Source organism: Herbaspirillum sp. Her4 (genome assembly GCF_057961335.1).
Window position 1 is genome coordinate 5201376 of sequence record NZ_CM176330.1, and the last position, 22882, is coordinate 5224257.

At 64.1% G+C, this 22882-nt stretch carries 15 protein-coding genes; 8 read left to right on the forward strand and 7 right to left on the reverse strand.

Annotation, left to right across the window (positions count from 1 at the left end):
* The first annotated feature begins 691 nt into the window (after positions 1 to 691).
* Positions 692 to 2395 carry a 2-isopropylmalate synthase gene (gene leuA / locus ACWFUC_RS23585; RefSeq protein WP_034332326.1) on the forward strand — a complete coding sequence of 568 codons (1704 nt, stop codon included), beginning with the start codon at positions 692 to 694 and terminating at the stop codon, positions 2393 to 2395.
* A 337-nt stretch (positions 2396 to 2732) separates the two neighbouring features.
* On the forward strand, positions 2733 to 4472 hold the full coding sequence (locus tag ACWFUC_RS23590; RefSeq protein ID WP_489623516.1) for a methyl-accepting chemotaxis protein: 1740 nt from the start codon (positions 2733 to 2735) through the stop codon (positions 4470 to 4472).
* An 86-nt stretch (positions 4473 to 4558) separates the two neighbouring features.
* On the opposite strand, the gene egtB is transcribed toward ACWFUC_RS23590, so the two are convergent.
* Together egtB and egtD are read right to left on the reverse strand one after the other, a co-directional pair.
* Positions 4559 to 5926: an ergothioneine biosynthesis protein EgtB gene (gene egtB / locus ACWFUC_RS23595; protein WP_276841929.1), complete on the reverse strand. Its 1368-nt coding sequence runs from the start codon at positions 5924 to 5926 to the stop codon at positions 4559 to 4561.
* Positions 5927 to 5980: 54 nt separating this feature from the next.
* Positions 5981 to 6955 carry an L-histidine N(alpha)-methyltransferase gene (gene egtD, locus ACWFUC_RS23600; protein WP_489623517.1) on the reverse strand — a complete coding sequence of 325 codons (975 nt, stop codon included), beginning with the start codon at positions 6953 to 6955 and terminating at the stop codon, positions 5981 to 5983.
* Positions 6956 to 7274: 319 nt separating this feature from the next.
* Between egtD and ACWFUC_RS23605 the strand changes: the two genes are divergently transcribed.
* Positions 7275 to 9110 (forward strand): ABC transporter transmembrane domain-containing protein, encoded by a 1836-nt coding sequence (locus tag ACWFUC_RS23605; RefSeq protein WP_489623518.1) that lies wholly within the window; start codon positions 7275 to 7277, stop codon positions 9108 to 9110.
* Positions 9111 to 9207: 97 nt separating this feature from the next.
* Complete coding sequence (locus ACWFUC_RS23610; RefSeq protein ID WP_134137507.1) at positions 9208 to 10326, forward strand: NADH:flavin oxidoreductase/NADH oxidase; 1119 nt, start codon at positions 9208 to 9210, stop codon at positions 10324 to 10326.
* 92 nt (positions 10327 to 10418) lie between these two features.
* On the opposite strand, the gene ACWFUC_RS23615 is transcribed toward ACWFUC_RS23610, so the two are convergent.
* Entirely contained in the window at positions 10419 to 11060 is a 642-nt protein-coding gene (locus ACWFUC_RS23615) for a DedA family protein (RefSeq protein WP_489623519.1), read from the reverse strand.
* A 374-nt stretch (positions 11061 to 11434) separates the two neighbouring features.
* On the opposite strand from ACWFUC_RS23615, the gene ACWFUC_RS23620 reads away from it, so the two are divergent.
* The 4 genes from ACWFUC_RS23620 (at position 11435) to ACWFUC_RS23635 (ending at position 15456) form a co-directional block, all read left to right on the forward strand.
* On the forward strand, positions 11435 to 12220 hold the full coding sequence (locus tag ACWFUC_RS23620) for an SDR family oxidoreductase (protein ID WP_121045303.1): 786 nt from the start codon (positions 11435 to 11437) through the stop codon (positions 12218 to 12220).
* A 53-nt stretch (positions 12221 to 12273) separates the two neighbouring features.
* The gene (gene kce / locus ACWFUC_RS23625) at positions 12274 to 13206 is read left to right on the forward strand and encodes a 3,5-dioxohexanoate:acetyl-CoA acetone transferase (protein WP_134223076.1); all 933 of its coding nucleotides are present in this window, start codon (positions 12274 to 12276) and stop codon (positions 13204 to 13206) included.
* Between the two features lie 162 nt (positions 13207 to 13368).
* Entirely contained in the window at positions 13369 to 14340 is a 972-nt protein-coding gene (locus tag ACWFUC_RS23630; protein WP_489623520.1) for a thymidylate synthase, read from the forward strand.
* A gap of 54 nt (positions 14341 to 14394) precedes the next feature.
* The gene (locus ACWFUC_RS23635) at positions 14395 to 15456 is read left to right on the forward strand and encodes an NAD(P)H-dependent flavin oxidoreductase (protein WP_489623521.1); all 1062 of its coding nucleotides are present in this window, start codon (positions 14395 to 14397) and stop codon (positions 15454 to 15456) included.
* 13 nt (positions 15457 to 15469) lie between these two features.
* Here the strand turns inward: ACWFUC_RS23635 and ACWFUC_RS23640 are convergent, their stop codons facing one another.
* From ACWFUC_RS23640 to ACWFUC_RS23655, 4 genes are all read right to left on the reverse strand, one after another.
* Positions 15470 to 16951, reverse strand: coding sequence for an efflux transporter outer membrane subunit (locus tag ACWFUC_RS23640; RefSeq protein WP_034330232.1), 1482 nt, complete (start codon positions 16949 to 16951; stop codon positions 15470 to 15472).
* Between the two features lie 89 nt (positions 16952 to 17040).
* Entirely contained in the window at positions 17041 to 18252 is a 1212-nt protein-coding gene (locus ACWFUC_RS23645; protein WP_121045309.1) for an efflux RND transporter periplasmic adaptor subunit, read from the reverse strand.
* Positions 18253 to 18366: 114 nt separating this feature from the next.
* Entirely contained in the window at positions 18367 to 21033 is a 2667-nt protein-coding gene (mdoH, locus tag ACWFUC_RS23650) for a glucans biosynthesis glucosyltransferase MdoH (protein ID WP_329802140.1), read from the reverse strand.
* The gene (locus tag ACWFUC_RS23655; RefSeq protein ID WP_489623522.1) at positions 21006 to 22631 is read right to left on the reverse strand and encodes a glucan biosynthesis protein G; all 1626 of its coding nucleotides are present in this window, start codon (positions 22629 to 22631) and stop codon (positions 21006 to 21008) included. The genes mdoH and ACWFUC_RS23655 overlap by 28 nt, the downstream gene beginning before the upstream one ends.
* Between the last annotated feature and the right edge of the window lie 251 nt (positions 22632 to 22882).

Here is a 22882-nt window from a genome sequence, read left to right on the forward strand (position 1 = left end):
GGTACCAGCGCGACATGCGTCGTGCCTTATATGGAAAAAGGACTACTGCAGTGCTTGTTTTTGAGCATTTTCACCCGGCGGCGTTCCATCCTCACAAGGAATTGATGCAGCAGCAATAAAATAAATGACCCGCTGGTTATTAACAAGACGATTCTAGCAACGAAATTATTGGAGCGCGCTCTTCTTTTACGCTTGTAAAAAAGATAGCCCTTGACAGACGCCGGCCCGATCTTCTACATTGCACGGATGACTTCCGCAGCAATCACCTCCATCCGCCACAACAGCGCCAGCGCCCTGCTAGCGTTGCTATCGGTGTCGCTACTACTAGCCTCGCGCTAAAATTCGTAGTTCCTGCCGTTTCCGCTGACTCCACGCGATCTGGCAACCTCAAAAAATCCAGCAGTACTCGCAGTACAACCAGGCAGTGACGCGCCATCCGTGATGAAGCCGACGTCGCTGCCCACCAGGCGAAGCATATGCATTCGATGATCCGCACAATCTGCAACCAGCGCACGCAGCCCTTGCCGGCCGGCCGTGTGCTGCGGGAGATGCCGCCTCTGGCTCTATGAAGGGTTGCCTGGCCACGCGCTCGTGGCAGCCAGGCAACCCGATCCGCCACATCTGACGCACTGAAGCATTCCAGTACTTGAACTGAAGCATTCCACGCCATCCGGAAACCAAGAGGCCCATCATGATGTTAAGCAACCCCGCCGCCAAATACCGTCCCTTCCCTGCCATCGACCTGCCCGATCGCACCTGGCCCAGCAAGGTCATCGACACGCCGCCGATCTGGATGAGCACCGACCTGCGCGATGGCAACCAGGCCCTGATCGAACCGATGAACGCCGAGCGCAAGCTGCGCTTCTTCGAACTGCTGTTGAAGACCGGCCTGAAGGAAATCGAAGTCGGCTTCCCCTCTGCCTCGCAAACCGATTTCGATTTCGTGCGCAAGCTCATCGTCGAGAACCGCATTCCCGATGACGTCACCATCATCGTGCTGACCCAGTCGCGCGAAGAACTGATCCGCCGCACCGTCGAATCGCTGGAAGGTGCCAAGAAGGCCATCGTCCACCTGTACAACTCGGTGGCCCCGGCCTTCCGCAAGATCGTCTTCAACATGTCGCGCGAGGAGATCAAGAACATCGCCGTCACCGGCACCCGCCTGGTCAAGGAACTGACCGATGCGCGTCCGGGTACCGAATGGCGTTTCGAATACTCGCCGGAATCCTTCAGCACCACCGAACTGGATTTCTCCAAGGACATCTGCGATGCCGTCTGCGAAACCTGGGGTGCCACTCCAGAGCGCAAGATCATCCTGAACCTGCCCTCCACCGTCGAGTGCGCCACCCCCAACGTCTACGCCGACCAGATCGAATGGATGTGCCGCAACCTGAAGCATCGCGACAGCGCCATCATCTCGGTGCACCCGCACAATGACCGCGGCACCGCCGTCGCCTCGGCCGAGCTGGCCGTGATGGCCGGCGCTGATCGCGTCGAAGGCTGCCTGTTCGGCAACGGCGAGCGCACCGGCAACGTCGACCTGGTTACGCTGGCACTGAACCTGTACACCCAGGGCGTGAACCCGGGCCTGGACTTCTCCGACATCGACGTGGTGCGCCAGGTGGTGGAAGAGTGCAACCAGATCCCGGTGCATCCGCGCCATCCGTATGTGGGCGACCTGGTCTTCACGGCCTTCTCCGGCTCGCACCAGGATGCGATCAAGAAGGGCTTCGCCAAGCAACAGCCGGACGCCATCTGGGAAGTGCCCTACCTGCCGATCGATCCGGCCGACCTGGGCCGCAGCTACGATGCCGTCATCCGCGTCAACAGCCAGTCCGGCAAGGGCGGCATGGCTTACCTGCTGGAACAGGAATATGGCCTGGCCCTGCCGCGCCGCCTGCAGATCGAGTTCTCGCGCGCCATCCAGCGCGAAGCCGATGCCACCGGCAAGGAAATCGCTGCCTCCGACATCCACGCCATCTTCCAGCGTGAATACCTGGAGCGCGTCGAACCCTACGTCTACCGCGCGCACCGCATGTCGGAAGACACCGCCAAGGCCGAGTCCATCAACATCGAAGTCGACATCGTGCGCAATGGCCAGCCGGTCACCGTGCGCGGCAGCGGCAACGGTCCCATCGATGCCTTCGTGCATGCGCTGGGCCTGGACATCAAGCTGATGGACTTCCATGAACACGCCATCGGTGCCGGTGCCGACGCCAAGGCCGCCAGCTACATCGAGCTGCGCCTGAATGAAGCGCCGACCGGTTTCGGTGTCGGCATCGATGCCAACATCGTGACCGCCTCCTTCAAGGCCGTGCTGTCTGCCGTGAACCGTCAGATCGCCATCAGCGAGAGCGCCAACCAGGCTGGCTCCGCACAGGCCAAGGCTGCCTGAAACGGAATCCGGCCGGCGATCCCGGCCATTTCCTGAACGCAACGCCGCCCTACCGGGCGGCGTTGTTGCGTTAACGGCGCGTCACTTTGCATCAAGCTCTGCCGTTGATCTTGTCCTTCTGCCACTGTGGTCCGGCTGCCACGTTGACGCCCGGAAACCCGCGCCAGCCGCGGCTTTCCTTGATGCCAACAACTCTGCAGAAATTACTTGAGTTAAACGTTCTGATTGCGCGTAACTGGCTTAATATAGGTTTCTGGTTGTCACACCAGTCAAAGACACACGCCACGGTGACATCTCTACCATGCAAGTCGCATCCACATTTTTCGGGGGGAAAATCATGCGCTTCAACAATCTCAACATTTCCACGCGTCTGACCATCGGCTTTTCGGCCCTGATCCTCGTGATCGCTGCCATCGTCACGCTGAGCATGGCCCGGCTGGGCGACATCAACGAGTCGCTGGAACTGGTAGTCAATGACCGCTACAAGAAGATCAACATCGTCAATGCCATATCCGGCAAGGTGGATGATGTCGCCATCTCGCTGCGCAACCAGTTGTTCATGACCGATCCGGCGCAAATTGAGAATGAGCGGAAGACCATCGAAACGCTCTCTGCAGAGAACACCAAGCTCTACGATGAACTGGGTCGTCTGATCACCAATCCCGAGGCACGCGCCAAGTTCGACAAGGTCACCGAAACCCGCAAGAGCTACTCGGCCCTGCGCAAAGAGATCGACCGGCTCGCCACCACTGGTGAGAAGGATGCCGCCATCAAGCTGATGCTGGAAAAGATGGTGCCGCTGCAAAAGCAGTATTTCGGCCAGCTCGATGACCTGTCCGACATGCAGCAGAAGCTGATGGACAAGTCCGTCGCCGATGCCGAGGCCACCTACACCACCACGCGCAACATCATGGTGGTGTCGGGTGTGTTGGCGGCGCTGTTCGCCGCCTTCATCGCCTGGACCATCTCGCGCAGCATCACCCGTCCGCTGAGCCGCGCGGTGGAAGTGGCCGAGACCGTGGCAGCAGGTGATCTCACTGCGGTCATCGATGCACATTCGACCGATGAAACCGGCCGCCTGCTGCAGGCACTGGCCGCCATGAACCAGAAGCTCAAGGCCATCGTGCTGGAGGTGCGGCGCGGTACCGACTCCATGGTCACCGCCTCGACCCAGATCGCCACCGGCAACCTGGACCTCTCTTCGCGCACCGAGGAGCAGGCCAGCGCGCTCGAAGAAACCGCCTCCTCGCTGGAACAGCTGACTTCCAGCGTCAAGCAGAATGCCGACCACACCCGCAAGTCCAGCGAGCTGGCCGGCAATGCGACGCAAGTGGCCAATCAGGGCGGCCAGGCCGTCAAGCAGGTGGTGCAGACCATGGGGGCCATCAATGACTCCTCGCGCAAGATCGTGGACATCATCTCGGTGATCGACGGCATCGCCTTCCAGACCAACATCCTGGCCCTGAATGCCGCGGTCGAAGCGGCGCGCGCCGGTGAGCAGGGCCGCGGCTTCGCCGTGGTGGCCTCGGAAGTGCGCGGACTGGCGCAACGCTCGGCCACTGCCGCCAAGGAGATCAAGGAACTCATCAATGATTCCGTCGGACAAGTGACGGCCGGTACCGAACTGGTGGCGCAGGCGGGCAGCACCATGGATGAGGTGGTGCAGAGCATTGAGCAGGTCAGCCACATCGTCGGCGAGATTTCCGCTGCCACGCGTGAGCAGAGCGATGGCATCGAGCAGGTCAACCAGGCCATCATGCAGATGGACAACACCACCCAGCAGAACGCCGCGCTGGTGGAAGAAGCCGCCGCTGCGGCCCAGGCCTTGCAGGATCAGGCGCAGCGGCTGCTGGAACTGGTGAGCGTATTCCGTCTGGATGAGCGGGGCGCTGCGCCCGCACCGGTCATGCAAGCCGCACCGCTGCGCAGCGCGGCACCTGCACCGGCCACGGCCCTGCCAGGCAAGCCCGCACCCGTCAAACCGCAGGCAGTGCGCGCCCCTGCCGCTGCGCCAGCACCACGTGCACTACCCGCCAGCAGCAAGGAAGAGAAATCGGAAGAGTGGGAAACCTTCTGAGACTTCAAGCGTATTTCAGAAATATTGCGCGTAGCACGGACCAGGGCCAGGCGGCCCTGGCAACAAACTGAAGCTGGAAAAACCGATCAGCCCTGGCGGGCCAGCCGTATGCCGCTGACCTGCCAGCGTGCGGTCGCCGGGAAAAAGTTGCGATAGGTCAGCCGCGCATGGTTCAGTGGTGTGGCCGAGGATGAGCCACGCAGCACGTACTGGTTGACCATGAATTTGCCATTGTATTCACCCACCGCACCCGGTGCAGCGCTGAAGCCGGGGTAAGGCGCATAGCTGCTGCTGGTCCACTGCCAGGCCACGCCAAAAAATTCACGTCCGCTTCCTTGCAAGCGTGCGGCGGCATGTTCCCATTCGGCTTCGGTCAGCAAGCGCGCACCAGCCCAGCGGGCATAGGCATCGGCCTCGTAATACGAGAGATGCACGGCAGCCGCATGCGGCTGCAGAGGCTGCGCGCCATACTCGGTGAACTCGCGCCACTGCCCATCAGCGCCACGGCGCCAATACAGGGGATGCGAGAGCCCCTCCTGCTTCTTCCATTCCCAGCCTTCAGACAGCCACAGCCCCGCGTCCTCGTAGCCACCGGCCTCGACGAAGGCCAGGTATTCGGCGTTGTTCACCAGCCGCGACGCACACTGGTAAGCCTCGACGAACTGGCGATGGCGCGGGGTCTCGTTGTCGAAGCAAAAGCCGCTGCCGGCATGGCCGATCTCCACCACACCGGCTTCGATGCGATGCCACTGCAGCTCCAGCGCGGCCGGATCATCCAGTTGCAGGTTCATCGGCAGCGGCTGGTACGCAGGCTGCAGCGGGTTCATCGACAGCAGGATCTTGATGTCGGTGAGCATCAACTCCTGGTGCTGCTGCTCATGCTGCATGCCCAGTTCCAGCAAGGAGAGGAAGCCCGCCAGTTGCGGGTGGGCCTCCTCCGCTTCGGCCGGGTCGGCCTCCAGCGCATCGATCAGCAGCAACATGCGTGCGTCCACCTGCTCGCGGTAGGCCAGTATGTCGTCCAGCGAGGGGCGCGTGAGCAGGCCGCGCTGCGGCCGCGGGAATTTCTCGCCGACCCCTTCGTAATACGAATTGAAGAGCACGCGGAACTGCGGATGGAAAGGTGTGAAGCCGCTCTGGAAACGCTCCAACAGGAAGGTCTCGAAGAACCAGGTGGTATGCGCCAGATGCCACTTGATGGGGCTGGCATCGGGCATGGCCTGCACGCAGCAATCCTCGGCCGAAAGCGGCTCGGCGATCAGCAGCGACTGTCGGCGCAGACGCCGGTAGCGATCGCCCAGCCGTTCGCGCGGTCGATGGTTGACCTGCTGGACGGCGGCGTCGATGACCGCATCGATGGTGGCGGCAGTGGCCGCTGCGACCACCGCCATGGGTTGTTCGGCCAGCTCGTCGTCGTGGGTGGTGGCGCGATCATGGGTAATGACGGAAGGCATCCGGTCTCCTGCAAGAATCATTGAATCAACATCGGCAAGCGTCCCAAACCTTCCTCAACGCGCCTGCGCATGGCACACCGCGAACCAGCGCCGCTCATCGAACCACATACGGCAATTGCCGAATCCGGCCTCTTCCAGCAGGCCGAGGATGTCCTGCTCGGTGAACTTGTGGCTGTATTCGGTATGGATGCGCTCGCCCTGGTGGAAGGTGCGACGCCCGCCCGGCCAGCGCACGATGAGGTCGCGCCGTGCTTCCAGATGCATTTCGATGCGCTGCTGGCGCGCGTTGTAGAAGGCCACGTGGCGCCAGTCGCGCGGGGCGAAGTCGGTCCCGGCCAGGGCGTTGACGTGGTTGAGCACGTTGAGGTTGAACGCTGCCGTCACGCCGATGGCATCGTCGTAGGCCGCTTCCAGGACACGCGCATCCTTCACCAGATCCAGTCCGATCAGGATGCCGCCCTCACCCGGTCCGGCCGGCAGGGCTGCACGCACGCGGCGCAGGAAATCCAGCGCCTGGGCCGGATCGAAATTGCCCAGCGAGGAGCCGGGATAGAAGAACAGCCGGCGCTGCGCATCCACCGTCTCCGGCAGCGCCAGCGTGGCCGAGAAATCCATCGCCAGCGGCAGCATGGGCAACTCCGGGAAGCGCTTCTGCAAACTCGCCACCGACTGGTGCAGGAAATCGGTGGAAATATCCACGGGCACATACTGGCGCGGCCGCAACGCGTCGAACAGCGAAGCGGCCTTGACGCAGTTGCCTGCGCCCAGGTCGATCAGCGTACAGGACTGGCCGACGGCGGCAGCGATGGCTTCCTGATACGCGGCGAAAATGGCCGCCTCGGTACGGGTAGGGTAATACTCGGGCAAGGCGCAGATGGCCTCGAAGAGCTTGCTGCCCAGCGGATCGTAGAAATACTTGGGCGAGATGACCGCTTCGCGGGCGGTGAGCCCGGCCAGCAGTTCGGCGTGCGGTGCGCGTACTTTCGGCGCGGCCTCCCATGGGGAGGGGATCAGTGCGGGTTGGGCCAAGCGACTCTCCTTGCCGGTGTGGGGTTGGGATGATGCTGATGCCTGCTGCTGCGCTGCTCCGGTCGGGCCGACCACGCCCGAATCCGGATACTCTAGCAGGGTGATGCAGGCAAGCAATGGCTGACGAACAACATTGCGATACGCTTGCGGTCGCGCGATCCATGCGCGGACTGTCTATACTTATGCCTCTTCCGAGTAAGCCAGCCTCCGTTGGTTCAACGCGGCAACAAGATTTTTCCGGCGGTGGCCAGTGTCTCTGACCGTGCGGCAACATGCACGGACCGGTTGGCCTGGCGGCCTCAACAGCTCATCCATTTCCATGTCCTCCACGACTCCTCTCCGCACCGACTCACCTGCCCCTGACGTGCCGCCCGGCCCCGACTCCCCCACTGCCCGCAAATCCGCTCTGGCAGCCTTGCGCGGACTGGCTCCCTTCCTCGCCCCCTACAAGAAGCAATTCCTGCTGGCCGGCCTGGCGCTGCTGGTGGCAGCCGGTGCCACGCTGGCCGTGCCCTATGCGTTCAAGCAGATGATCGACCTCGGCTTTGGTGCCGCCGGCAGCAAGAGCGCCACGCACATCAACCTGTATTTCGTGGCGCTGTTCGGCGTAGCCTGCGTGCTGGGAGTGGCCACGGCGGCGCGCTTCTACATGGTCTCCTGGCTGGGTGAACGGGTGACGGCCGACCTGCGCAGTGCGGTCTATGCCCACGTGGTGACGCAGAGTCCCGAATTCTTCGAAACCACCAAGACCGGCGAAGTCCTTTCGCGCCTGACCACCGACACCACGCTCATCCAGACCCTGGTCGGCACCAGCATTTCGATGGCCCTGCGCAATGCCCTGCTGTTCCTCGGCGGCATGAGCATGCTCTTCATCACCAGTGCCAAGCTGACCTCCATCATCATCGTCATGCTGGCCGCCGTGGTGCTGCCCATCGTGTTCTATGGCCGCCGCGTACGCAAGCTATCGCGCGCCTCGCAGGACCGCGTGGCCGACGCCGCCGCCATGGCCGGCGAAATCCTCAACGCCATGCCGACCGTGCAGGCCTTCACCCATGAGGAGATCGAAGCGCGCCGCTTCGGCGACTCGGTCGAGCGCGCCTTCCAGACCGCGATGGACCGCATCCGTGCGCGTTCGCTGCTGACGGTGGTGGCGATCCTGCTGGTGTTCGGTGCCATCGTCTTCGTGCTGTGGCTGGGCGCGCATGCGGTCATGCAAGGCAGCATGAGCGGCGGCGAACTGGGCCAGTTCATCCTTTACGCATCCCTCGTGGCGGGTTCGCTGGGGGCGCTGTCGGAAGTGATGGGCGATACCCAGCGCGCTGCAGGTGCCACCGAACGCCTGCTCGACCTGCTGGCGGCGCAGTCGCCGGTGCAGTCCGTGCTGCTGCCGGAGAAATTGCCGCCGCGCACCGCCAATGGCGCCGCGCTGCAGATCGATGCCGTGGACTTCCACTATCCCTCGCGCCCCGGCAGCGCCTCGCTGTCGGGCTTCTCGCTGGACGTGCGTGCAGGAGAAACGGTCGCCGTGGTCGGCCCTTCGGGGGCCGGCAAGACCACGCTGTTCCAGCTGCTGCTGCGCTTCTACGATCCGCAGCAGGGCAGCATCCGGCTCGATGGCGTGGACATCCGCTACCTGACCCTGCAGGACCTGCGCAATGCGATCGGCATCGTGCCACAGGACACCGTGATCTTCTCGGCCAATGCGATGGAAAACATCCGCTTCGGCCGCCCCGGTGCCAGCGATGCGGAAGTGATTGCCGCCGCCCAGATGGCGGCAGCCCATGAGTTCATCGAACGCCTGCCGGACGGCTATCAGTGCTTCCTCGGTGAACGCGGCGTGCGTCTCTCCGGCGGCCAGCGCCAGCGCATCGCCATTGCCCGCGCATTGCTGAAGAACCCGCCCCTGCTGTTGCTGGATGAAGCCACCAGCGCGCTGGATGCAGAATCCGAACGCCTGGTGCAAAGCGCCCTGGAAGCCGCCATGGTCGGTCGTACCACCCTGGTCATCGCGCACCGCCTGGCCACCGTGCAGCGGGCCGACCGCATCATCGTTCTGGAACACGGGCGCATCGTCGAGACCGGCACTCATGCCGAACTGGTGGCCCGCGATGGGCTTTACGCCAGCCTGGCGGCATTGCAGTTCGAGACGCAATAAGGCAACACGCGGGGGGGCGCCGACGCACTTTTTGGAAATCCCCTAGACTGCGCATCTCGGCATCGTCCCGATGCCACGACATGACAGGAGTTCTTGCATGAGCAGTCAATTGTTTTCGCCGCTGACCCTGCGCGGCGTCACCTTGCCCAACCGCATCGCGGTCTCGCCGATGTGCCAGTACTCGGCCGAGGATGGCTTCGTCAACGACTGGCACCTGGTGCATCTGGGCAGCCGCGCCGTGGGCGGGGCCGGCCTGGTCATCATGGAGGCCACCGCGGTCGTGCCGGAAGGCCGCATCACCAGCGCCGACCTCGGCATCTGGAAGGATGAGCACATCGCGCCGCTGCGCCGTATTACCCGTTTCATCGAACAGCAGGGTGCCGTCCCCGGCATCCAGCTGGCTCATGCGGGGCGCAAGGCCAGCGCCCTGCGCCCCTGGGATGGCCCGGCCGGCAGCGTGCCGGTGGCCGAGGGTGGTTGGCTGCCACAGGCACCCTCGGCTCTGCCCTTCGACACGACCTATACCGAGCCGCACGCCTTGACGGTGGCCGAGATCGCCTCGCTGGTGCAGGCCTTTGCCGACGCCGCCCGTCGCGCGCTGGCTGCCGGCTTCAAGGTGATCGAACTGCACGGTGCGCACGGCTACCTGGGTCACCAGTTCCTCTCGCCGCTGAGCAACAAGCGTACCGACCAATATGGCGGCAGCTTCGAGAACCGTATCCGCTTCCTGCTGGAAACGGTGCAAGCCACCCGCGCCGTCTGGCCGGCCGAACTGCCGCTGCTGGTGCGCCTGTCGGCCACCGACTGGACCGAAGGCGGCTGGAATGCCGATGACACGGTCGCGCTCTCGGCCCGCCTGCGTGACATGGGTGTCGATCTGGTCGATGTCTCCACGGGCGGCAACCTGCCCTCGGCGGCCATTCCCGTCGGCCCCGGCTACCAGACCGGCTTTGCCGCGCGTGTCAAAAGCGAAACGGGCATCGCCACCGGCACGGTCGGCATGATTACCGAAGCGATCCAGGCCGAGCACGTGCTGCGCACAGGCCAGGCCGACCTGGTGCTGCTGGCGCGCGAACTGCTGCGCGATCCCTACTGGCCGCTGCATGCCGCGCAGCAATTGCGCGAAGACGTGGCGTGGCCGCCGCAATACGTGCGGGCCGCGTCCAGCAAGACGCCGTTGCGGCCGGATGTGCAATATGGCGGCAAGCAGGACTAAACCACGCCTGACAGCTCAACAAAAGAAAAATGCCGGTCAGCGCTGCGCAGCGCTGACCGGCATTTTTATTGCCTCGAAGTCGGGCCGGACGATCAGCCCGGACGGCGCTTGTGGCGGAAGTACTCGATGATGCCCGGCAGGACCGACAGGATCACGATGGCCACGATCAACAGGCTCAGGTTCTTCTTGACGATAGGCAGGTTGCCGAAGAAGTAGCCGGCATAGCCGAAGCTGGTCACCCAGGCGATGCCGCCGATGACGTTGTAGAGGAAGAAGCGCGAATAGGTCATCGCACCCACGCCTGCCACGAAGGGTGCGAAGGTGCGCACGATGGGCGCGAAGCGGGCAATGATGATGGCCTTGCCGCCGTGCTTCTCGAAGAAGGCATGGGTCTTCTCCAGGTATTCCTTCTTGAAGATGCGCGAATTCGGCTTGTCGAACACCTTGATCCCCAGCATCTTGCCGATCTGGTAGTTGGTGCTGTCGCCCAGGATGGCGGCCACGATCAGGGTCAGCAGCATCAGGTGGATGTCATAAGCCCCGGTAGCAGCCAGTGCACCGGTGACGAACAGCAGCGAATCACCCGGCAGGATGGGCGTGACCACCAGGCCGGTTTCGCAGAAGATGATCAGGAACAGGATCAGGAACAGCCAGGGTCCATAGGAAACGGCCAGTTCGGCCAGGTGACGGTCGATGTGGACGATGAAATCGACCAGGAACAGAAGGATATCCATAAGCCTGTGTGAAAGAGGGGAAGTGGCGAAAAGTGGGCATTGTACCAACAGCCTGCCACGCTCCCGTGAATTTTGATGCAGCGCGGCAGCGACGCCCTGCCCACCTGCCTTCCCCGGCGATTGATGAAAGTTTTTCCTTGCGGCGCAATCTGTTCACCTGTCCCCGTCCCACCCTCGTCGCCGCTGCGCGCCAGCCCGCTTCCCATGCGCTCTGGCGGCGGGATCGGCCGATTTCATCGGTAGCCGCTGGTCAGGATGCTGTCGTTGACGCTCCGGTCCGGCTCTACTACAGTCGTCCGCACCCGACCGCCCCCCACGACAAGACCAGCCAGCGCTGGCATCCGGGCCGGATGAACCCCTCAGGAGACAAACCCATGGAACTGAATCTGCAGGACCAGAAAGTCATCGTCACCGCCGGTGCCCAGGGCATCGGCCTCGCAATTACAGAAACGTTCATCAAAGCAGGCGCTCAAGTGCATGTCTGCGATATCAATGAGGCTTTCCTGGCCGATGCCCGTGCCCGCCTGGCAGGCGCGGCGGTGAGTTTCAGCCGCACTGACGTGGCCAGGCCCGAGGAGGTCGATGCCATGTTCGCCGACCTGGCCTCGCGCTGGGATGGACGGCTGGACGTGCTGGTCAACAATGCCGGCATCGCCGGACCCACCCTGCCGGTGGAAGACATCGCTCCGGCCGACTGGGACCAGACCATCGCCATCAACCTGACCGGCCCCTTCCTCTGCACCCGGCGTGCGGTGCCGATGCTCAAGCAGAACGGCGGCGGGGCCATCATCAACATCTCTTCAGTTGCCGGCCGGCTGGGCTTTGCACTGCGCACGCCCTATTCGGCTTCCAAGTATGGCGTCATCGGACTGACCGAGACCTGGGCCATCGAACTGGGGCCGTCCAACATCCGCGTCAACGCCGTCTTGCCCGGCATCGTCGAAGGGCCGCGCCAGGAACGCATCGTGGCGGCCAAGGCAGCGGCCTACGGCATCGAACATGAAGAAATGCGCGCACGGCTGCTCTCCAAGGTCTCGCTGCGGCGCATGGTCAGCGCCCAGGATATTGCCAACCAGATCCTCTTCCTCTGCTCGCCCGCGGGCGCGGCCATCAGCGGCCAGAGCCTGTCGGTGTGCGGCAACGTGGAAACGCTGGCCTGAGCCGGCGCAACGGCCTTCTTTCCTTTTCCTTCATCTTTTCAGGAGCTAGCCCCATGGCCCAGCCTCGCAAAGTCATCATCACCTGCGCCATTACCGGTGCCATTCATACCCCCTCAATGTCGCCCTACCTGCCGGTCACGCCCGAGCAGATCCGCGACGAAGCCCTGGCGGCGGCCGACGCCGGCGCCGCCATCGTGCACCTGCATGCGCGCGATCCGCAGAATGGCAAACCGACGCAGGATCCGGACGCCTTCCGCAAATTCCTGCCGCAGATCAAGGCCGCCTCCAACGTGGTCATCAACCTCACCACGGGCGGCGCGCCGACCATGGGGGTGGAAGAGCGGCTGCAACCGGCCTTGCAGTTGAAGCCGGAAGTGGCCTCCCTGAACATGGGCTCGATGAACTTCGGCCTGTATGAAATGCTGAACCGCTTCAAGGATTTCAACTACGACTGGGAACAGCCCTACCTGGCCGGCTCCGATGACCGCATCTTCCGCAACACCTTCAAGGACATCGCCTACATCCTTGAATCCTGCAGCGCCAACCAGACCCGCTTCGAGATCGAGTGCTATGACATCGGCCATCTCTACACGGCCGCGCACTTCATCGACCGTGGATTGATCAAGCCGCCCTTCCTGATCCAGTCGGTCTTCGGCCTGCGCGGCGGCATCGGCAACGATGTCGAAGACGTGATGCACATGAAGCGCACCGCCGACCGCCTCTTCGGCGACGCCTACTTCTGGTCGGTGCTGGGTGCCGGGCGCGGCCAGATCCCGATTGCCACCATGGCCGCCGCCATGGGCGGGCATACCCGCGTGGGGCTGGAAGATTCACTCTGGGATGGCCCCGGCCAGCTGGCCAAAAGCAATGCCGACCAGGTGCGCCGCATCCGCACCGTGATCGAGGCGCTTTCCTTGCAGGTGGCGACGCCCGACGAGGCGCGCGCGATGCTGCAGCTCAAGGGCGGGCAGAACGTCGGATTCTGAGGCAGGCGCAGCCCCATTGATGACAGCGGAGCGGGCGACCGCCTCCGGTGTTTTTCTTCATATTGCTGCGATGACAAGCTGTTGTGGCGACAGATGTTCGGGCCGTCGATAGGCTACAATCCCCCATCCTTTGGCCTCCCGGCCAGCCTCCCGAACATTGCAATGAAACAATACCAAGACCTCATCCAGGACGTGCTGACCAACGGCTCCTGGCAAGACAACCGCACCGGCATCCGTACCCTGAGCATTCCCGGCGCCATGATGCGCTTCGACCTGCAGAAGGGTTTTCCGGCAGTGACCACCAAGCGCCTGGCCTTCAAGTCGGTGGTGGGCGAACTGTGCGGCTTCCTGCGCGCCGCGCGCAGCGCGGCCGATTTCCGCGCGCTGGGCTGCAAGGTCTGGGACCAGAACGCCAACGAAAACGCCGACTGGCTGGCCAATCCGTTCCGCACCGGCACCGATGACCTTGGCCCGGTGTATGGCGTGCAGTGGCGCGAATGGCCGGCCTACAAGCTGATCGACGCTGCGCACACCGCACAGATCGACGCGGCCCGTGCCAAGGGCTTTGCCATCGTCTCCTCGCTGCAGGACAACGGTGTGGAAAAAGTCCTGCTCTACAAGGCCGTGGACCAGTTGCGCGAATGCCTGGATACCATCGTCAAGAATCCCGGCAGCCGCCGCATCCTGTTCCACGGCTGGAACTGCGCGGTGCTGGACGAAATCGCCCTGCCCGCCTGCCACCTGCTGTACCAGTTCCTGCCCAACCAGAGCACCGGCGAGATCTCGCTCTGCCTGTACGTGCGCAGCAACGACATCGGCCTGGGCACGCCCTTCAACCTGGCCGAAGGCGCGGCGCTGCTGCACCTGGTGGCACGCCTGACCGGCTACAAGCCGCGCTGGTTCAGCTACTTCGTGGGCGATGCGCACATCTACGAAAACCATATCGACATGGTCAAGGAACAGTTGACGCGCGAGCCCTATCCGCTGCCGCAACTGGCCATCGCCGAGCGCGTGCCGGAATTCGCCAGGACCCGCGAGTACGCCCCGCAATGGCTGGAACTGGTCGAGCCGACCGACTTCTCGCTGGTCAACTACCAGCACCACGCCCCGCTGACCGCGCCCATGGCGGTCTGATCCACCTCGGCAAGCTGGCTCCGTTGAAGGCCGGCCTGCGCTTCGGGAGTTCGCATGTCCAACGCGCTGCTGCAACGACTGGGCCTGGCCCATCCCATCATCCAGGCCCCGATGGCGGGCAGTTCCACCGTGACCATGGCAGCGGCTGCCTCCAATGCCGGTGCGCTGGGCTCGCTGGCGCTGGGGGCCTCTTCGGTGGCGCAGGCGCGCGAGGCGCTGGCGCAATTGCATGCCCTCACCGACAAACCCTTCAACGTCAATTTCTTCTGCCACCAGCCGGCCGTCCTGGATCCCGCCCGCGATGCCGCGTGGGTCAGGCACCTGCAAGGCCATCTGGACGAATTCGGCGGCAGCATCAGCCTGCCCTTGAAAGAGATCTACCAGAGCTTCATCGTCGATACCGGGATGCAGCAACTGGTGCTGGAATTGCCCCCGGCCGTGGTCAGTTTCCACTTCGGATTACCGGACGCGGGCGTCATCCAGTCACTGAAAAACGCCGGTGTCTTCCTGATGGCCACCGCCACCAATCTGGACGAAGCACGCCAGATCGAGGCAGCCGGACTGGATGCCATCGTCGCGCAGGGTATTGAAGCCGGCGGCCATCGCGGCATCTTTGATGAACACAAGGATGAGGAAATCGGCACCTTCGCCCTGGTACGCCTGCTGGCCACGCAGTGCCGGCTGCCGGTGATCGCCGCCGGCGGCATCATGGATGGTGCCGGCATTGCGGCAGCCCTGCGGCTGGGCGCGCAGGCGGTGCAACTGGGCACGGCCTTCCTGCTCACGCGTGAATCGGGTGCCAACGCCGCCTACAGAAATCTGCTCAAGGGTTCACGTGCCCGGCACACGCGCGTGACCGCCGCCATCTCCGGCCGCCGCGCACGGGGCATCGTCAACCGCTTCATGGAAGAAATCGACATATCGCCTGCAACCCCCATCCCTGCGTACCCCGCCGCCTACGACGCCGGCAAGCAGTTGCACGCCATGGCCACCGCCAGGGAGGTGCACGAGTTCGGCGCCCACTGGGCTGGCCAGGGCGCGGCGCTCATCCGGGATGGCTATACGGTCGGGGAACTGGTGCACCTGCTGGTGCAGGAGTGGCAGGCGCAGGGCTGACCCGCGCCTGGATTCAGGAGACGGTGTCGGTGCTGGCAGCACCGGGCTCCGCCGGCACCTGCTTGTCCTGCCAGCCGCCACCCAGGGCCTTGTAGAGCGAGACGGTCGCCTGCAGGCGCTGCAGCTTGATCTGGCCCAGCTGGTTCTGCGCTTCCGACAAGGTGCGCTGGGTATCGAGCACCACCAGCAGATCCTCGGCCCCGGCGCGATAGCGGATCTCCGCCAGCTCGAAGGCGAAGCGCGCCTGGTCCACCTCATTGACCTTCAGGCGATAACGCTCTTCCAGACTGCGAATGGCCCCCAGGGCCTTTTCCACTTCCGACAGCGAGGTAATCACGCGCTGGCGATACACCTGCACCAGTTCTTCCTTCTGCGCCTCGGCCAGCGCCTGCTGGTTGCGCAGGTTGCCGCCGTCGAAGATCGGCGCGATCAGGCTGGTACCGAGATTGGCGAACAGATTCGGACCATTGAAGAGAGACAGCAAGGCATTGCTCTGCGCCCCGGTGGAACCGGTCAGCGAGATGCTGGGGAAGAGCGAAGCCCGCGCCACGGCCACATTGGCATTGGCCGCCGCCAGATTGGCTTCGGCACGGCGAATGTCGGGTCGACGCGTCAGCAGTTCCGACGGCAGGCCCGCCGAAATACGCGGCATCTGGATCTTCGCCAGACCCTTTTCCTCGACCTTGAAATTCTGCGGCGGACGGCCCAGCAGGATGGCCAGCGCGGTCTGCGCGTCCTGCTCCTGCTGTTGCAGATCGGGGATCAGCTGGCGCTGATTGGCCAGCGCCGAACGCTGGCGCGCCAGGTCCAGCGGCGAGGCCGAACCGGCGCGGCTTTGCGCCTCCACCAGACGCAACACGCGCTCGGCATTGTTGACGTTCTGGCGTGCGATCTCCAGCCGGTCACGCAGCGACAGCACCTGCAGATAGGTGGAAACGATGCCGCTGGTGACCGTCAACGCGACCGTTTCCCGGTCGTAGCGATTGGCGCGCAAGGTCGCTTCGGCGGCTTCGACACCCGCGCGGTTCTTGCCCCAGAAATCGATTTCGTAGCTGACCTGCAGGCTGGCATTGGCGCTGTTGGTGGGCGTGCCGCCGGAGATGGGCATCTCGCGGTTGGCACCGGCATTCAGGCTCACATTGGGCAGCAGCGGTGCACCGGCGATGCGGGCTTGCGCCTCGGCCTGCTTGATGCGCGAGAAGGCGGCAGCGATTTCGTAATTGTTGCGCTGGCCTTCCTGCACCAGGGAAGACAATTCACCACTGCCAAACTGTTTCCACCAGTCGGTATCGGGCCACAACTGCTCGGCGTGCGCCACGTCGGCAGAAGCACCGCCGCCCCATTTGTCGGGCACCTGCATTTCGAGGATGGGATCGGGCTGCACCTCACGCGTGACGCAGCCGCCGATGGCCAGCACCAGCGCGGCCGCCATCGCCACCCGCGTCATGCGGGGCCATGGAGAAGACGTCAGCAGCGGTGTATTACGCAGTGTCATGGGCTTGAACATCGACAGATGAAAACAGAGAGGACCGGGTCACCCGGCGAAGCCGTTACTTTACAGCAAGCCTCGCGCCCGTCCCGCGATTACTTGGCGGCGGCGTTGCCATCGCCCGCCGGTGCCGGCGGATTGGCCGGCAGCAGTACCTGCTCGCCCTCCTTCAGACCGGACAGCACCTGAGCGCGTTCGCCATCGCGAATGCCGATCTTGATCTTGCGTGTTTCCAGCGTGCCATCGGCCAGCACCACCTTGACGGTCTGGGTGCCATCCATGCCGGGCTTGGTCACGAGCGAGCGCGGAATGGCCGGCACGTGTTCCGCCCGCGCCAGCACGAAATACACGTCGGCACTCATGCCGCTCATCAGTTCGCGGCTGGGATTGGCCACATCGAAGAGCACGGTGTAATACGCCTTCTTGCCCTGGCGACCGGAGTCATCGGTGGGCAGCAGCATGATCTGGCGCAGCTTGCCGCTCCAGCGCTTGCCGGGATAGCCGGGGGTGGTGAAATACGCGGTCATGCCCTTTTGCAGGCGCGTCACGTCCTCTTCCGATACCGGCACCTGCACCGTCATGCGAGAGAGATCGGCGATGCGCATCAGCACTTCCTGGTTGGCGCTGACCATCTGGCCGGGGCGCGCGTTGAGGGTGACGATGGTGCCGCTGACCGGGGCCTCGATGCGGGTCTGCTTCTGCACGGCCTCATCTTCACGAATGGCCGCTTCGGTCTGCTGGATCTGCGCGTTGGTGGCGTCCACGCGGGAAGCCGCCGCATACATGTTCATGCGGCTGGATTCGTAGGATTCTTCGCGAGTGGCGTTCTCGGCCTTGAGCTGGGTCTGGCGCTGGAACTGCAGTTGCGCAAAGTCCAGCTGCGCATTCTGTCCGGCCAGCTCGGCCTTCAGTCGTGCCAGCGTGGCACGGTTGCTTTCGATGCGGCTGTTCTGCACGGCCGGCGCGACGGTGGCCAGCAGGCGTCCGGCCTTGACTGCCTCGCCGATCACCACTTCCACGTCCGAGATCTGGCCGGCCACCTTGGAGCCGACGTCCACATAATCCTGGGCCACCACATTGCCGGTGGCGTTGACGACCTGCTCCAGGTCGGCACGTTCGACGGCCACCGTTTCCAGCTTCACCGGAATCGGCTTGGGCGGAGCAGGCGGCGGCGACTGCCGCGCATAGAGCGCATAGCCGCCGCCCAGCACCAGCACCAACGCGACGACACTCCACCAGGCTTTCTGCCGGGCAGGCGCATGGGTGGTCGGGACTACGTGCGGGAGTGGGTCGTGCGGCTCGGTCATGTCACAGGCGGCAAACGTTGAATCAAGTCAGGGTCAACAAAGCGTGATGATCCCTGCAAAAGATGACGGCCGAATGTCTTCGGCCGTCCCCTGTTCCGGTCGTGGTCCGCCCCCTCAGGCGGCCAGTGCCGGTGATGCGACGGCGGCGGCAGGTGCCGCTTGCTGGCGCGCGGCATGCCAGTCCGGATGGACCTCGGCAGCACCGCTCCAGACCGCCTGGTGCAGTTGCGACAGCAGGCCCGGTTCTTCCAGGATGCTGTTTTTCTGCTTGTCGTTGAGCGCGTCCGGCCCATCCTTGAGCGCGGTGCGCACCAGCTTCTCGCGCAGGTGCTGCGTCAGTTGCGGCACGTGCGGATGCGCATGCGCCGTGGCACAGACCAGCGCATTGAAGGACGGATCGACCACGGCCTCGACGAAGCCCGGCAGCGGCGGGGTCTCTTCATGATGGCGCACGGTTTCGCGCAGCTCGAACGGTGGCGTGGTCTCCTCAGGGATCTTGAACAGACCCGCACGGCGGAAGCCACGGCCATACGTCACACGCGAGGACAGTACCGATACCGGCACCGACACCGCCAGCGAACCGGCAATCGGAATGAGCCAATAGATGAAGGACGGATTGAGCCAGTACACCAGCGCACCCCATGCCACGCCCAGCACCGAGTGCCAGCCATGGCGGCGTACCGCCTCGCCCCAGCCGGTTTCATTGTCGGCACGCGGCGGCGACTTCCAGCCGGCATTCCAGCCGAGGAAGGCCCCCAGCACGAAGCGGGTGTGGAACAGCATGCGCACCGGCGCCAGCGCCATCGAGAACAGCAGCTCGATCACCATGCTCACGAACAGCGCCAGCGCACCGCCGAAGCCGCGCGCGCCCTTCACCGCAAACAGCAGCACGGCCAGGATCTTGGGGAGGAACAGGATGGTGGCGGTGGCCGAGACCAGCGCCAGTGCCTTCTCCGGATGCCATTCCGGCCAGATCGGGAAGAGCTGGCGCGGTGCCGTGAAATACTGCGGATCGATCAGCGTATGCGCTGCCAGCAGCACCGTGGAGAGGATCAGGAACAGCCCCCACAGCGGTGCCGACACGTAAGCCATCACACCGGTGACGAACACCGCGCGATGCACCGCGTGCATGCCACGCGCCAGGAACAGGCGGAAGTTCATCAGGTTGCCCTGGCACCAGCGGCGGTCCCGACTGAGTTCATCGAGCAGGTTGGGCGGCATTTCTTCGTAGCTGCCGTCCAGGTCATAGGCGATCCACACCGACCAGCCGGCGCGACGCATCAGCGAGGCTTCCACGAAGTCGTGCGACATGATCGGACCGGACAGGTTGCCCTTGCCCGGCAGCGGTGCCAGCGCGCAGTACTTCATGAAGGGCTGCAGGCGGATGATGGCGTTGTGGCCCCAGAAGTGCGACTCGCCCAGCTGCCAGTAATGCAGACCCGCGGTAAACAGCGGGCCATACACGCGGGTCGAGAACTGCTGGATGCGCGCATACAGCGTATCGCGTCCGGCTGCGCGCGGTGCGGTCTGGATGATGCCCGCGCCCGGATGGGCTTCCATCAGGCGGGTCAGCTTGGTGAGGCATTCGCCGGTCATGACGCTGTCGGCGTCGAGCACCACCATGTAGCGATAATCGGCCCCCCAGCGGCGGCAGAAGTCGTCCAGGTTGCCGCTCTTGCGTTTGACGCGACGACGGCGGTGGCGATAGAAGATGCGTCCGAAGCCGCCGGTCTCGCGGCAGAGGCGGTCCCATGCGGCAGTTTCGGCGGCGCAGATGTCGGCTTCGCCGCTGTCGCTCAGGATGAAGAAATCGAAGTGCTGGATCTGCCCGGTGCGTTCCAGCGACTCGTAAGTCGCGCGCAGGCCGGCGAAGACGCGTGCCACATCTTCGTTGCAGATGGGCATGACGATGGCCGTGCGGGCCTCCGGCGCGATCTCGGTATGGCCGGCCTTCTCGTGCGAGATGAGGTACTTGTCATCACCGCGCATGAGGAGCAGGAAGCCGGTCATGGCCGTCCAGAACCCGGCCGAGACCCACAGGAACAGCAGTCCGAACAGGAACAGCACCACCATCTCCAGCGGCTTGGTGCCGTGATACGGCAGCACGTCGCTCATGAAATAGGTGGCCATGGAGGTCTGCAGCGCCATCAGCACCAGCAGCGTAATACGGCGGATGTTGCCCGTATGCTGCCAGTGCCCCTTGGGATCGGGGGCCTCGGACTGGTCCAGGTGATCCTCGATGTAGCGCGGTTCGTCATCCACCGGCGGTGCGGCTTCAGCCACCTTGGCGCGGCCCTTGCGGGCGCGGCGCCAACGGCTGGGACGGCGTTCCAGGCGGCGGTTTTCCTCTTCCACCCAGCGCGAGAAAGGATTGAGTTCGCCCCACGGGCGCGGCACCATCGATTTGCGATGCATCGGCGGGCCGACCGGAATGCGCGGCTGGCCGCGCTCTTCACCAATGGGAGGAACGGGCGCACCCTGCACCGCCTGTGCCGCTTGCGCAGCAGGGACGGCCGCCGGTTGCGCGGCGGGATACATGAGACGCAGGCGCGCATCAACCGAAGCTTGCGCCGCGGCCGGTACCAGGCTGGCATCGCGCCCGGAGGCCTCGGCCAGCACGCGGTGCAGGTCGGCCACCGGATCGCCGGAGCCGATTGCACCCGCGCGCGCAGCCAGGTCCTGGCGTTGCTCAGGCGACAGCGGCAGACGCGCGAGGTAATCCTCCAGCGTCTGCGAGGCTGCCGAAGTCTGCCTTAGTTGGGGGGTAATATGTAGCTCCACGTTTCAGACAAAGTTGTGCCGCCGTTGGCATTGCGCAGGAAACCGCGCAGCTCGACGGGCTTGTTTTCTTCCAGGCGGCGCAGCTTGACTTCCACGCGCCAGCCGCCGGTCATTTCATTCTTGCGGGTGGTGACGCTGGCCAGCTTGCCATTGGCATCAGCCTCGACCACGCCTTCCACGCGCGCATTGGCGGGCAGCTTCTTGAGGTTGCCGCCGTCGAAGTCGATCGCCAGCTGTTGCACCTCATCCTGCTTGCCTTCCTGCTTGGGACGGTAGCCGTGGCCGAACAGGGTCTGCGTGACGAAGGCCAGTGGCGGACGCTTCTCGTTGTCCTTCTGCCAGGACAGGCGGTATTCCACGTTCAGCGGCTGGCCCGGCTTGGGCAGCGTGTTGGGAATCCAGTAGGCCACGATGTTGTCGTTGGTCTCGTCGGGCGTGGGAATCTGCACCAGCTCCACGCGGCCCGAACCCCACTTGCCCTTGGGCTCGACCCAGGCGCTGGGGCGCGATTGGTAGTTGTAGTCCAGGTCTTCGTAGTGCGAGAAATTGCGGTCGCGCTGCATCAGGCCAAAGCCCTGCGGATTGTCGAAGGAGAACGAAGTCACCAGCAGGCGCTTGGGGTTCACCAGCGGACGCCACAGCCATTCGCCGGTACCCGACTGCATCGACAGGCCGTCCGAGTCATGCACTTCCGGACGGAAGTCGTCGGCGGGACCCGGCTGGTTCTCGCCGAAGAGGAACATGCTGGTCAGCGGGGCGATGCCCAGCTTGGTGACATTGCTGCGCAGGTAGAGCTGGGCCTTGACGTCCATGGCGGTATCCACGCCGGGCTTGAGGACGAAGCGATAGGCCCCGGTAGCGCGCGGTGAATCCAGCAGCGCATAGATCACCAGTTCCTTGGCATCGCCCGAGGGACGCTCCAGCCAGAATTCGGTGAAGCGCGGGAATTCCTCGCCCGAATAGAGTGCGGTATCGATGGCCAGCCCGCGCGCGGAGAGGCCATAGCTCTGCCCCTTGCCCATGGCGCGGAAGTAGCTGGCACCGTGGAAGGTCAGCACGTCATCCTTGACCTTGGCCGAGTTGAGCGGGAAGCGGATGCGGAACCCGGCAAAGCCGATGTTGCGCAGGGTGCGCGGATCGACGCTGCGGTTGGCGCTGTAATCGAAGAGCGCCGGATTGAAATGGATCTCGCGCACGGCGTCGCCGACCACTTCATTGATCTTGACCGGCTCGGTATAGCTCGCGCCCAGATGGATGAAGGACAGTTCGAAAGGCAGCTTCTGGGCGCGCCAGTACGACTTGTCATCGCGGAAGTAGATCTGGCTGGCCTGCTCGTAGCTCAGGTCCTTGAGCGACTTGGGCAGATCATCGGCGGGCTTCTTGTACGACTTGCCGGCCAGCGCCTTGGCGCGGGCGGCCACCGTATTGAAATCAAAGGCCAGGGCAGCTTGCGGCAAGGCCAACGCCAGCAGACCCGCCAGGGTCGCCGGAGCGGCGAGGCGACGCCACCAGGTCGATCGTGCGGCACTGCGCCGGGAAACGAGTCCCTCGCGCGGCCAGGAGGTGGTGTGAAGCAGCATTATTGTTTTGTCTGACATGCAATTTTCTGGTTGATTGCCCCGGCAGACACTGGAAGCAGCGCCGCACCGGAAAGCAGGCGCTAGTTTACCCAAATGTGGCGGGGATTGTTCGCTAGTTCATATGAAGATGGCATGCTTGCAGAGGGAATCGCCCTGAGGGACAGTATTTCCTGAATGAAACTTCATTCGCCTGCAAACCCGGCCCCGGCGCGCGCAAGCGGCCAGCCGGTTCACGTATAAGGGCAGGTGGCGGCGCATAAAGTTCCGTG

Coding starts and splice junctions, on each gene's coding strand:
- ACWFUC_RS23620 (WP_121045303.1), top strand. CDS start 11,435: ATGGAACTGAATCTGCAGGACCAGAAAGTCATCGTCACCGCCGGTGCC.
- ACWFUC_RS23645 (WP_121045309.1), bottom strand. CDS start 18,252: ATGACCGAGCCGCACGACCCACTCCCGCACGTAGTCCCGACCACCCAT.
- ACWFUC_RS23630 (WP_489623520.1), top strand. CDS start 13,369: ATGAAACAATACCAAGACCTCATCCAGGACGTGCTGACCAACGGCTCC.
- egtB (WP_276841929.1), bottom strand. CDS start 5,926: ATGCCTTCCGTCATTACCCATGATCGCGCCACCACCCACGACGACGAG.
- ACWFUC_RS23655 (WP_489623522.1), bottom strand. CDS start 22,631: ATGTCAGACAAAACAATAATGCTGCTTCACACCACCTCCTGGCCGCGC.
- kce (WP_134223076.1), top strand. CDS start 12,274: ATGGCCCAGCCTCGCAAAGTCATCATCACCTGCGCCATTACCGGTGCC.
- ACWFUC_RS23590 (WP_489623516.1), top strand. CDS start 2,733: ATGCGCTTCAACAATCTCAACATTTCCACGCGTCTGACCATCGGCTTT.
- ACWFUC_RS23605 (WP_489623518.1), top strand. CDS start 7,275: ATGTCCTCCACGACTCCTCTCCGCACCGACTCACCTGCCCCTGACGTG.
- leuA (WP_034332326.1), top strand. CDS start 692: ATGATGTTAAGCAACCCCGCCGCCAAATACCGTCCCTTCCCTGCCATC.
- ACWFUC_RS23615 (WP_489623519.1), bottom strand. CDS start 11,060: ATGGATATCCTTCTGTTCCTGGTCGATTTCATCGTCCACATCGACCGT.
- ACWFUC_RS23640 (WP_034330232.1), bottom strand. CDS start 16,951: ATGACACTGCGTAATACACCGCTGCTGACGTCTTCTCCATGGCCCCGC.
- ACWFUC_RS23635 (WP_489623521.1), top strand. CDS start 14,395: ATGTCCAACGCGCTGCTGCAACGACTGGGCCTGGCCCATCCCATCATC.
- ACWFUC_RS23610 (WP_134137507.1), top strand. CDS start 9,208: ATGAGCAGTCAATTGTTTTCGCCGCTGACCCTGCGCGGCGTCACCTTG.